Genomic DNA, 11,752 nt, shown 5'->3' with positions numbered 1-11,752 from the left:
CATGAACGGTAAGAGATAAGTCACTGAAATGACTAGAGTTTGATCCTGTGCAATAGGTTCCTGCTGAAAAAAGCTCTATAATGCCGCTCGTTTGAATCAGCCCGAGTGGAAGCCTTAGAGAATGGCTAACAGTAAAGACCAACAAGCCCTTGCTATTAGCCTGGATAATATCGCCTGCCAGCGCGATGAGCGCCAATTGTTTGGTGGTCTTAGTGTCGAGATCAATGCAGGGGATGTATTGCAGTTACTGGGCCCTAATGGCGCGGGGAAGACGACCTTGCTTAGATGTTTGGTAAGCCTGTCCCAGCCTGCAGTGGGTGAAATCCGCTTTAATGGGCAGCCATTGAATCAAAACCTCTATGCCTATCGCAGCCAGCTGCTGTATTTGGGCCATCTTGCTGGTATCAAATCGACCTTAAGCCCCGCTGAAAATTTGCGCTGGTATGCCGGCTTAGAGGGGGATGATGTCAATCTGGAAGAGAGAATCGAATTAGCTTTGAAAGACGTTGGCCTATATGGCTATGAAGATCAAAGCTGTTTTAATTTGTCGGCCGGCCAGCAGCGCCGAGTTGCTTTGGCACGTTTGTATCTGAGCAAGGCCCGTATTTGGGTATTGGATGAGCCACTCACCGCAATTGATAAGGCCGGTGTTGCAAAGCTTGAGCGCCGATTCGCCGAGCACAGTGCCAGTGGCGGGATCGTCATTCTCAGTACTCATCAAGATTTACAGTTAGACACACTCAAGCAGGTGGATTTACAGGATTATTTACCAACACCCGAAATGCTTTTGGGGGGCTTGTAAGTGAGTTCAAATTCGCGTTATTCAAACCCAGGTCCTTCAAGCCCAAGAGTAGCTAAGGCCTTTTGGGCGACCCTAAAGCGCGATTTAAAAATCGCTATTCGACACCGTGGTGAACTGGCTAATCCGCTGATCTTCTTTTTGCTGGTCATTACCATGGTGCCGCTGGGGGTGAGTCCTAGTCCTAAAACCTTGGCCCTGTTGGCGCCAGGGATGTTGTGGGTGGTGGCACTGCTAGCGACCTTACTCTCTTTAGATGCCTTATTTCGATCGGACTTTGACGATGGAACCTTAGAGCAATTGCTGCTCAGTCCCCAATCCAGTTATATCAATGTGATGGCCAAGGTGTTTGTGCACTGGCTAACAACCGGCGTGCCATTAACGCTTGTGGCACCGTTACTGGGTGTAATGATGTCCTTGCCTGAGGCGGGATATATTCCGCTCTTATTAAGTTTGTTACTAGGCACAGGCAGTTTAAGTTTGATCGGGGCGATTGGGGCGGCACTGACGGTTTCCCTAAGAAAAGGGGGCTTATTATTGTCCCTAATCGTAATGCCCCTGTACGTGCCAGTGTTAATCTTTGGCGCCAGCGGAGTACGAGCAGCCATTGAGGGATTTGCGTATAATACCCAGTTGGCGGTATTGGGGTCTTTTTTAGCCCTAGCTATTATCGCAGCACCACTGGCGATTGCCGGTGCGCTGAAAATGAGTGTGAATAATTAACGCCCCCAGCGGCTGAGAGAGGCAAACATTGGCTTGGCAGTGGTTTCACAGATTAGGTTCGCCAAAGTGGTTTTATGAAAAAACGACAGCTTGGATGCCTTGGCTGTTGAGTATCAGCCTGTTGATCATTATTTCTGTTTCTATTTGGGCTTTAGGCTTTGCCCCAATGGACGCCAAGCAAGGCAATAGTTATCGAATCATGTATCTGCATGTGCCTACCTCTATTGTGGCAATGGCCGCTTACTATGTTATGGCGATAGCCGGCGGTATTGGCATCATTTGGAAAATGAAATTGTCCAATATGGTGATGAAAGTCGCCGCGCCTATAGGTGCCGTATTAACGGCCTTGGCATTGTTTACCGGTGCTGTGTGGGGAAAACCTACTTGGGGAACCTATTGGGTTTGGGATGCGCGCATAACCTCAGTACTCATCTTATTATTCTTGTACTTGGGGGTGATCGCTCTGCAAGAAGCGTTCAGTGATCAAGAAATGGCCGATAAGGCCAGTGCCATTTTAAGCTTAGTGGGCACGGTGAATATTCCCATTATCTACAAGTCTGTAGACTGGTGGTTTACCCTACATCAGCCTGCGTCAATCAAAATGACCTCAAGCAGTATTGCTTCAGAGATGTTGTACCCCTTGCTGGCAATGATTATCGGCTTTTATCTATTTTTTACCTGGGCGCTTCTGTCGGCGACTCGCAGTGAGATTTTGCAGCGAGAGATTAAAACAAAATGGGTTAAGCAGGCGCTTTTGCAAAAAGCCTAAGGATTAGTATGCAATTTCGATTCGATAGCTTCGCTGAATTTTTATCCATGGCCGGTCACGGTCCTTACGTTTGGGCCTGCTATTTTGCGGCCGTATTGGCGCTAGGCTATATCATTCTGGCTCCGATTAGCCGAAGAAAGTCGATACAAACACAGTTGCTAAGGCAGGAAAAAATCGCTGAGCAACAATTAGCTATGCAAAATAATGATAGAAACGCTTAACCTCTAAAGTCTGATTAGAAAGAGAAGTACTATGGCAATGCACCCAGTGCGAAAGCAGCGCTTAATGATTGTTTTATTTATTGTGGTCTTTGCCTCGGTGGCGGTTGGCTTAATGGCCTTCGCACTGCGACAAAATATCAATCTATTTTATCCTCCGTCCAAACTTATCAATGGCGAAGCTCCTGAGGGCGTTAATATTCGCGCTGGTGGCTGTGTGGTCCCAGGATCTATCTCGCGCAGTAAGACCGATCTTGCGGTAAGTTTTGCCATCACCGACGGTAAGGGTGATGTTACGGTTAAGTATACGGGCATCCTGCCAGATCTTTTTAGTGAAGGTGAGGCCGCTGTGGTGAATGGCCAAATGCAAGGCGGCATTTTTATGGCCGAGCAGGTGTTGGCAAAGCATGATGAAAACTATACCCCGGTAGAGGTTGCAGAAGCGATGGCGGATGCCAGCGCGAAAACCGGAACATCACACCAGGCCAGCTGTGATGGCATGGATATGTCGGGTAATAAAAACTACTAATAATTGGATTTCTGATGATAGCCGAACTTGGACATATTGCGCTCATTGTAGCCTTGGGACTTTCATTTTTGCTGGCCGCCATTCCAATGGTTGGTAGCTACAGCAATAACCTTTTGTGGATGCGCAGCTCTCGCAGCTTAGCAACAGGGGTGTTTGTATTTATTGCTTTGGCTTATGCCTGCTTAACAATATCCTTTATGGAGAGTGATTTCTCCGTTGCTTATGTCGCAGCAACATCAAACTCTATGCTGCCTTGGTACTACAAGGCTTCAGCGGTCTGGGGTGGTCACGAAGGTTCTTTTTTGTTGTGGGTCTTGATGCTTACCGGTTGGACCTTTACGGTAGCTTGCTTGAGTCGCTCTTTGCCAATGGCAATGGTTGCCAGAGTACTGTCGGTACTGGGCTTCTTAACCATCGGCTTTTTGCTGTTTATGCTGCTCACCTCCAATCCTTTTGATCGCCTGCTACCAGATACTCCAAGCGAAGGACGCGATTTAAACCCCTTGCTACAAGATCCGGCTTTTGTATTCCATCCGCCCATCCTTTATATGGGCTATGTTGGTTTAAGTGTGAATTTTGCCTTCGCTATTGCGGCTCTTCTATCAGGGCGTTTGGATAGTGCTTGGGCACGCTGGTCTAGGCCCTGGGCTACTGCGGCATGGGCATTTCTGACACTGGGGATTGCTTTAGGAAGTTGGTGGGCATATTACGAATTAGGTTGGGGTGGCTGGTGGTTTTGGGACCCAGTAGAAAACGCCTCGTTTATGCCTTGGTTAGTTTCTACTGCGCTCGTGCATTCGCTTGCGGTTACTGAAAAACGCGGCGTATTTAAAAGCTGGACGATCTTACTGGCTATCTTTGCATTTTCTTTAAGTTTGTTGGGTACTTTTCTGGTTCGCTCTGGTGTTATCACTTCGGTGCATGCTTTCGCGACCGACCCAGAGCGGGGCGTGTTCATTTTGGGTTTTCTCGCCATAGTGGTTGGCGGTTCCTTAGCTATATACGCGTTGAAAGCGCCAACCATGAGAGCTGTGGCAACATTCGGTTGGATGTCGCGGGAAATGTTTTTGCTCCTTAACAATGTGTTGTTGATTGTGATCATGCTAACGGTATTGCTGGGCACCTTATATCCTTTAATCGCTGATGCGATGGGCTTAGGTCGTATTTCAGTGGGGCCGCCGTTCTTTAATGCCTTTTTTGTTCCGCTGGTATTAGTTCTCAGTGTGTTGCTTGGTATCGGTTCAATATCACAGTGGAAAAGAACTAAAGGGCAAAAGCTGGCGAGTTTTCTTTGGGTTCCTGCCACTGCGGCCGTTTTGATTGGGCTTGCCGTGGCGCTAATGTACGGCGATGAGTTTCACTGGAAAGGCTGGCTTTGTGCAGCAATCGGCTTTTGGGTAATTGCTGTAAGTTTAAGAGACTGGTGGAACAAGGCGAGCAAGAAGCGTGGCTCTACTTTTGGCCAGTTATTAAATATGAACGCAAGTTTTTACGCGATGATGCTAGCACATGTTGGTTTGGGCATGACAGTTGTTGGCGGCGGTTTGAGTTCAATTTACAGCGTGCAATCGGATGTGCGTTTAGTACCTGGTGATAAGGTTCTTGTTGGCGCTTATGAGTTTAATTTCTCTGGCACAGAAGGTATCCGAGGCCCTAATTATATTGCCGATAGAGCTAACGTCACGGTTTCAAAAAATGGTGAGCAAGTCGCTGTGTTGGGTCCGGAAAAACGCCGTTATTTTTCCGGTGGGAATATGATGACAGAAGCCGCAGTGGATTCTTCCTTTGGTCGTGATTTGTATATGGCTATGGGCGAGCACTTGGGTGAGGGTGCTTGGGCTGTCAGGGTTTATGTTAAGCCTTTTATTATGTGGATCTGGATTGGTTGTTTATTGATGGGCTTGGGTGGCTTTGTTGCCGTAGCTGATAAACGCTACCGCCGTTTAAATGCGGTACACCCGGAATATACCGCTACAACCTCAGCGGCATAACAGCTTGTAATACACGGAGATTTCATGGCTCGATTAAAGCTTTTTGTTCCATTAGCCATATTTGTCGCCCTGGCGGCATTATTGTGGAAAGGCCTTTCACTTGATCCGACGGCGATGCCTTCGGCCCTCAAAGACAAAGCTTTCCCGCAATTTAGTTTGCCGATACTGAAAGATGAGCAGCAGCTGAAAAATCAAAATGATCTAAAAGGGCAGGTAACCTTGGTTAATGTATGGGCGACTTGGTGTGTTGTCTGCCGAGTTGAACATCCGTATTTGTTAGAGTTAGCCGAGCAGGGCGTACGTATTGTTGGTGTTAATTATAAAGATCAACCCGATGCGGCACGTCAGTGGCTAAAAGATCTAAAAGACCCTTATGCGTTTAGCGTGATGGATCGTGACGGCCGTTTAGGTTTGGATCTTGGTGTATTTGGGGCCCCTGAATCTTATTTGGTAGATCAACAAGGATTTATCCGCCATAAACATGTCGGAGTGGTGGACGATAAAGTCTGGGCGCGTGATTTCTTACCGATTATTGAGCAGTTAAATACAAAATAATCCACAAAACCTGCTTGCAAGAGTGGCTTTACCCGCAAAAAATCCCGCTACCTTTAGCGGGATTTTTTTTACAAAGTGCTGCAAAAATAGCTAAATCGAATAAGATTAGGCTTTTCTAATGTTTTTATCGAAATAAATGAGCACTTTTGTGCAATATTTTAGATATATATTTCAATTTAAAACTGTAATAATTGCTGCAATGTCAGCGCTGGTCGGTGATTGAGCAATAAGACTTAATCATTTCCTGTGTTTCTGCCGTCTAAGCAGAAGCGCAATATAAAGAATCAGCGCGGCACCATAGCGGGCCGGTAGTGATAATAATGGTTTTAAACCTTCTGCCGCGCCTCTCTAAGAATAATAATCGGCCCGATTGGGTCAATGTGATAGGAGAGCATCCATGTTCAACCGCGACAGTTCGCAGCGCCTGTTTTTAAAATCGGCTCTAGCGATTGCCATCGCTGCCAGTGCAAATACCACGGTAGCGCAAACCAACGGTGATGATCAGCTAATTGAAGAAGTTGTTACCATTGGTACTCGTAAAGAAGGTTTGTCCCCAGAAGAAACGTTATCGCCAATTGATGTTATGGGTGGTAGTGAGCTAGGCCAACAAGCTTCTTTTAACTTAACCGATTCATTAACCAAGGTCGCTCCTTCGCTGAATACTCAGCGCTTCCCAATTGCGGACGGTACCGCATTTGTTCGCCCGGTGACTTTGCGTAATTTATCCCCAGACCACACTTTAGTAACCGTAAATGGTACCCGTCGTCATCGCTCAGCTTTGGTGAACTTGCAGTTGGCTCCTCTTGGGACCACTAACCAAGGTTCACAAGGTGTTGATTTCTCGGCTTTTCCATCTGCTGCAATTAAGCGCGTAGAAGTACTTCGTGATGGTGCATCAGCCCAGTATGGATCCGATGCGATTGCGGGTGTTGTAAACCTTGTTTTAAATGACTCTGACGAAGGCTTTAGCTTAGCTGCACAGTACGGTGAGTACAGTGAAGGCGATGGCGAGCGCTCAATGGTTAGTGCAAACTTTGGTTTGCCATTAACTGAAAACGGTTTCATTAATACCACTGTCGAGTACAGCGCTTCTGATATCACCAGTCGTGGTACTCCGCGTCCTGATGCCGCCTCAGTTGGCGATATTGTTGGTGATAACCTAGTGCCTTATAACGGCTTTGGTCAACGTTGGGGTGATCCAGATATCGAAGCGTTGAAGTTCTTTGTAAACGCCGGTATCGAGTTGAATGAAACCACAGAAGTTTACGGTAACGTTTCTTACCTAGACAATGAGACCTTATCGGGTTTCTTCTACCGTACTCCAGTACTGCCAAACGCCGCTGATCAGCAGAATATCGGTGCTCGTACTACCTTGCAGATTGATGCCGATGGCGACGGTTTGCCGGATAACGCTTCTGCCGATATTGTAAATAGCATTGTTAACCAAGGTTTGAATCCAGCAGATTACCTAACAGCTGACAGCAATAGCCCAAGCGGTTATGTATTGCGTAACCCGATTCACGAGTTATTCCCCGGTGGTTATAGTCCATTGTTTGGTGCAAACATTAGCGATTACAGCGTAGTGTTGGGTGCTAAGGGCGAGTTCAATCCAAACTTGAGCTGGGATGTTCGTGTTCGTTCTGCTGAAAATGAAGTTGAATACGTACTTCAGCAAAGTATTAACCCAAGCTTAGGTCGTCTGTCACCAACCAGCTTTAAGCCAGGTACTCTGACCCAAGAAGAATCTAGCTTGAATGCTGATTTTGTTAAAACTTGGGATGATTCACCGCTTAACTTAGGTTTTGGTTTTGAGTGGCGTGAAGAGTCTTACACCATTGGTGCGGGTGACGCGGCTTCTATTCAGGCTGGTCCAACTACCACAATCTTTGGCTTAGGTTCAGATGGTTTCCAAGGATTCCCTGTTGAGTCTGCAGGTACTTTCGACAGTGAAAGTTATGCCTTCTATGTAGATGCTGAAACTGATATTACTGAGCAGCTTTCTGCAGCGGTAGCGCTACGCTATGAGGACTTCGAAGAGTTTGGCTCGACGCTAGATTGGAAGATTTCTGGTCGTTACGAATTCACCGAGCAGTTTGCTGTGCGTGCTACCGCTAACACTGGTTTCCGCGCTCCAACGCCTGGCCAGGTTAACACTCTGAACGTAACCACAACTTCTGATTCAAGCGGTAACTTGATTCCAAGTGGTACTTATCCGGTAAATCATCCAATCGCGGTTGCACTGGGCGCGCAGGATCTTGATCCAGAAGAATCCACCAGCTTCACCATTGGTTTTGTTTACACCCCAGGTGATAACACAACCATTACCATGGACTTCTACGATATTACTATCGAAGATCGTATCGCTCTGCAAAACTTCACCATTGGTGATGACGAGCTAGCGAAGCTAAAAGCGGCCAATATTCCTAATGCTGATTTGTTGTTGGGCAGTAATGGTAACTTCTTCGTGAATGGCTTTGAGTCTAATGTTTCTGGTATTGACTTAAACATCCACTCTTCATTTGAAGTGGGCCAGGGTATGTTAGATGTGGATTTCCGCCACAACTACAACCAGCAGGAAGTATCCGATGTTAAGTCAGGTACGATAAACCAAGGTCGAGTTTTCGATTTGGAGAATCAAGTACCAGAGCACAACTCTGTTCTTAGCTTCAACTACAGCCAGGACATCTTTGAAGGCCTACTACGCGTAAATCGCTACGGCGATTGGAAATCTACCGGTGGCTTATTTGGCCCAGGTGATGGTAGCGATGTCTTCGATTATGGCAGTGCAGTATTGGTAGACTTGGAAGCACGTGTTGTCTTTGATGATAAATACACCGTTGCCATCGGTGGTGAAAACATCTTTGATGAATATCCAGACAGAGAAGGTAATGGCGTATTGGGCTTCTTGGGCCAGCAATATGCAGTAACTTCTCCATTTGGCTTTAACGGCGCCTTTTGGTACATGCGTGTAAGTGCTGATTTTTAATTAACTGAAAATTAGCGAACAGGAAAACCGGCCTAGTGCCGGTTTTTTATGTTTTGCTGAAATGCCTTTGATTGTTTATTTGTAGTTTAGATGAGAATAATTTTTCTGACTGGGCAGATTAACATCCCAAATCCTTTTGTTTAAAGAATACGCCATGAGCTATATGCTCGTATTTCTCCGGCTTCTAATGTCATATTTTCGTCAAAAAATATCATTTACTTTTTTCGAATGGGAAACAGTGTGTGCCTAAAATAGTACGTATTACGCACTGGTTGTCGACCAAGTGATCAACTTGCTTTGTGTGTAAAGAGAGTTGGTTAAAAATGACAGTTCATATGGTCGTCTCGGCAAGCGATTGCGATTTCTATTGTTCTATAATGCTGCGCTTTTTGTTGTTTTAGCGATTGCTTATTTTTAGAACAAAATATTTTTGAGAAGAGTATGAAACACAATCGAATTCCGTTTCCCGTAAAAAGTCTGTCTGTTGCGGTTGCTTTTAGCGCCGTAACCGCTGCGCCTGTTTGGGTACAAGCGTCTTCTTTGTTGGAAGAAGTTGTTGTAACTGCACAGAAGCGTGAGCAAAATTTGCAAGATGTACCTATTTCTATTTCTGCTTTTAGCGGTGATGCGCTAAAAGAGATGGGTGCTGAAAGCATCAGTGATATCGGTCGTGCCACGGCTGGTGTTGAAATGAACAATGAGAGTGTTACGCAGCCAAATTATAATGTGCGTGGTATTCAAACTGATGACTTCACCGTAGGTTCTGATCCTGCTGTCGCGCTTTATGTGGATGGTGTTTACGCCGCTCGTGGTGCTGGTGCAGAGATTCCACTAGAAGATGTTGAACGCATCGAAATTTTGAAGGGCCCACAGGGCACCTTGTTTGGCCGCAATGCCACCGGTGGTGCGATTCACTACATTACCAAAAAACCAGGCGATGAGGCTGAGCGTTCAGTAAATCTAAGTTTGGGTAACTACGGTAAAAAGAAATTTAGTTTTTCCGTAAATCAGCCTATTAGCGATACGGTAGCAGCACGCCTTAGTGGTACCGTAAATAACCGCAATGGCTATTTGAACAACAATAATGGCCCAGATTTAAACGATGTTGACAGCCAGTCTGTACGTGCGGCTATTCGTTGGGATGCTAGTGATAACACTGAAGTCATTTGGCGTGGCGAGTACAGCGAGCTTTCGCAAAATTCTGGTACCGTCTATACCACTACCGAAAGCGTTTATGCAGCGGGTAATGTAGAAGGTGCTTACGACCTTTACGGCGATGTGTCTCTAGATGAAACTTCACTGGAAGAGCGTGACCTATTTGGTACTTCACTAGAAGTTAATCACGAGTTCGAAAGCGCGACTTTTACTTCGATCACGGCTTTTCGCTCAATGAATGTAAACTTCATCAATGACGAAGATGGTTCTTCTGATCCTTCCCATTACTTTGCCTCTGAAAACATTGATGACCAAGATCAGTTTTCACAAGAATTTCGTCTAGTCGGTGATTGGAACGATCTTAAGTGGACGGTAGGTTTGGCCTACAGTAAAGAGCATGTCGATCACATTACTGAAGCAACCGCTACCACCAGCATGTTGGAAAACTTCGCAATTTATAATGCCTTGTTAGCCGATCCGAATGCCTTGGCTGGAACTCCTTTGCAGATTACTGGTGCACAACTAGGTATCGATGCTAATTCCACCGAGCAAGAAGTTGCTGAAGTGGTTAATGGCGTTCGTAGTACTTTGGCGGGTGCTGGCTTAGAAGGCTTAGCGCTTTCAAGCTTCTTGTTCTCTGCATATGCCGCTACGCCAAACCCATTTAACCCAGCTAGCCCATTTGGTGCTTTGCATATTGTAAGCTGTGGCCCAACGAATGCGGGTGATGTTGCAGCCTCTGCCGGTGCCTTTGCCGCGATTGGTGGTTGTATGTTGCCACAGATTCAAGCGCGTATTAACAATAACCCAACTTGGCAGGAATCTGTGCGCAATACTGGTACTTACGAGAGTAGTGCTTTGTATACCGATTTCACCTATGCCGTTAATGACGATATGAACCTCAGTGCAGGCTTGCGTTATACCTATGACGAGAAGAGCTTTACGGTTCAAACAGGTTATAACCCTGCTAATAATTTAGTAACTAATATTCTTGGTCAGCCATTACCGCTAGGTGTTTTCTTCTTTAATTCAGGTATTGATGGCGGCAATGTCGTACAGCAATACGATGAAGATTGGGATGCGTTATCTGGCCGATTAGTGCTTGATTATTTCTTCAGTCAAAATGCGATGGTTTACGGTAGTGTAGCAACGGGCTTTAAGTCCGGTGGTTTTAACAGCTTAAGCTTTGGTCCGGGTATTGAGCCAACTTTCGATCAGGAAGAAGTGACCAACTATGAAATTGGCTTTAAGGGCGATTTCCTAGAAGGCGAACTGCGTTATAACGTTGCTGCTTACTTTTATGAGTATGACAATAAGCAAGATCTGCAATTGATCGGTCCTGCTAATGCGATTCCAAGCTACAACATTACTACAGCTGATGCTGAAGGTAAGGGCGTTGATATGGAGTTGTATTGGTCTGTTACTGATGCATTCTTCTTGTCGGCTAACTACAGCTTCTTAGATACTGAAATTACTCGTTACGATGTAATCTTTGGTGAGCGTGATCAGACTGGTGAGCCATTGGCCAACACACCTGAGCACAAGTTCTACATCATGGGTGAGTACACCATCCCAGTAACTGATGTAGGTGATTTGGTATTGCGCGCTGACTACAACTGGGTTGATGATCGTATCGGTCAGTTACGCGGTGAAGAAATTGAAGATTATTTCACTGTGAATGCTCGTGCTACTTTAATCAGCTCTGATGACACTTGGAGTGTTGCTTTGTGGGCAAATAATCTAACCGACGAAGAAGATCTGTTGGATTACACTGGCCCTGGTAGTGCTGTCGGTTCTCATACTGTAGCTCGTCGCTTACCTCGTATGGTAGGTGTGGATCTAGGTTATCGTTTCTGATCAGCCTGCTGCTGCTATAAAAATCCCTATTTTTATAGCAGCGTCGATCGCTTTGAGTGGGGTAGTTGTGTGAAACTGCTTGCTTAAAGCGATCTTGCATTGCGAGGAGCGCTTAGGCGCCCTTAGCTAAGCTCGGTTTTCCTTTTCTTCTTTTGATTTCGTTGCACGCT

The 11,752-nt window shown here is 45.9% G+C and carries 9 protein-coding genes; all 9 read left to right on the top strand.

Annotated features, from left to right (window positions below):
* Positions 1-121: 121 nt before the first annotated feature.
* The 9 genes from ccmA (at position 122) to Q1A41_RS06450 (ending at position 11,582) form a co-directional block, all read left to right on the top strand.
* Entirely contained in the window at positions 122-802 is a 681-nt protein-coding gene (ccmA, locus tag Q1A41_RS06490; RefSeq protein WP_299976024.1) for a cytochrome c biogenesis heme-transporting ATPase CcmA, read from the top strand.
* Positions 803-1,522: a heme exporter protein CcmB gene (gene ccmB / locus Q1A41_RS06485; protein WP_299976022.1), complete on the top strand. Its 720-nt coding sequence runs from the start codon at positions 803-805 to the stop codon at positions 1,520-1,522.
* Between the two features lie 28 nt (positions 1,523-1,550).
* A complete protein-coding gene (locus tag Q1A41_RS06480; RefSeq protein WP_299769604.1) occupies positions 1,551-2,291 on the top strand; it encodes a heme ABC transporter permease in 741 nt (246 codons plus the stop codon).
* 8 nt (positions 2,292-2,299) lie between these two features.
* Positions 2,300-2,512 (top strand): heme exporter protein CcmD, encoded by a 213-nt coding sequence (gene ccmD, locus Q1A41_RS06475; RefSeq protein ID WP_299976020.1) that lies wholly within the window; start codon positions 2,300-2,302, stop codon positions 2,510-2,512.
* Positions 2,513-2,549: 37 nt separating this feature from the next.
* Positions 2,550-3,038 (top strand): cytochrome c maturation protein CcmE, encoded by a 489-nt coding sequence (gene ccmE / locus Q1A41_RS06470; protein WP_299976172.1) that lies wholly within the window; start codon positions 2,550-2,552, stop codon positions 3,036-3,038.
* Between the two features lie 14 nt (positions 3,039-3,052).
* Positions 3,053-5,029 (top strand): heme lyase CcmF/NrfE family subunit, encoded by a 1,977-nt coding sequence (locus Q1A41_RS06465; protein WP_299976019.1) that lies wholly within the window; start codon positions 3,053-3,055, stop codon positions 5,027-5,029.
* 24 nt (positions 5,030-5,053) lie between these two features.
* Positions 5,054-5,584, top strand: coding sequence for a DsbE family thiol:disulfide interchange protein (locus tag Q1A41_RS06460; protein WP_299976017.1), 531 nt, complete (start codon positions 5,054-5,056; stop codon positions 5,582-5,584).
* A 397-nt stretch (positions 5,585-5,981) separates the two neighbouring features.
* Positions 5,982-8,570: a TonB-dependent receptor gene (locus tag Q1A41_RS06455; RefSeq protein WP_299976015.1), complete on the top strand. Its 2,589-nt coding sequence runs from the start codon at positions 5,982-5,984 to the stop codon at positions 8,568-8,570.
* Positions 8,571-9,011: 441 nt separating this feature from the next.
* Positions 9,012-11,582: a TonB-dependent receptor gene (locus Q1A41_RS06450; RefSeq protein WP_299976014.1), complete on the top strand. Its 2,571-nt coding sequence runs from the start codon at positions 9,012-9,014 to the stop codon at positions 11,580-11,582.
* The last annotated feature ends 170 nt before the right edge of the window (positions 11,583-11,752 follow it).

The sequence above is a fragment of the uncultured Pseudoteredinibacter sp. genome (genome assembly GCF_947502065.1).
Classification (GTDB): domain Bacteria; phylum Pseudomonadota; class Gammaproteobacteria; order Pseudomonadales; family Cellvibrionaceae; genus Pseudoteredinibacter.
The sequence above is the reverse complement of the archived record's forward strand: the minus strand, read 5'-3'. Positions and strand labels throughout refer to the sequence as shown.

What these genes read in the sequence shown, in the direction of transcription:
- ccmA (WP_299976024.1), top strand. Translation starts at nt 122, where the DNA reads ATGGCTAACAGTAAAGACCAACAAGCCCTTGCTATTAGCCTGGATAAT.
- ccmD (WP_299976020.1), top strand. Translation starts at nt 2,300, where the DNA reads ATGCAATTTCGATTCGATAGCTTCGCTGAATTTTTATCCATGGCCGGT.
- ccmE (WP_299976172.1), top strand. Translation starts at nt 2,550, where the DNA reads ATGCACCCAGTGCGAAAGCAGCGCTTAATGATTGTTTTATTTATTGTG.
- Q1A41_RS06465 (WP_299976019.1), top strand. Translation starts at nt 3,053, where the DNA reads ATGATAGCCGAACTTGGACATATTGCGCTCATTGTAGCCTTGGGACTT.
- Q1A41_RS06460 (WP_299976017.1), top strand. Translation starts at nt 5,054, where the DNA reads ATGGCTCGATTAAAGCTTTTTGTTCCATTAGCCATATTTGTCGCCCTG.
- Q1A41_RS06455 (WP_299976015.1), top strand. Translation starts at nt 5,982, where the DNA reads ATGTTCAACCGCGACAGTTCGCAGCGCCTGTTTTTAAAATCGGCTCTA.
- Q1A41_RS06450 (WP_299976014.1), top strand. Translation starts at nt 9,012, where the DNA reads ATGAAACACAATCGAATTCCGTTTCCCGTAAAAAGTCTGTCTGTTGCG.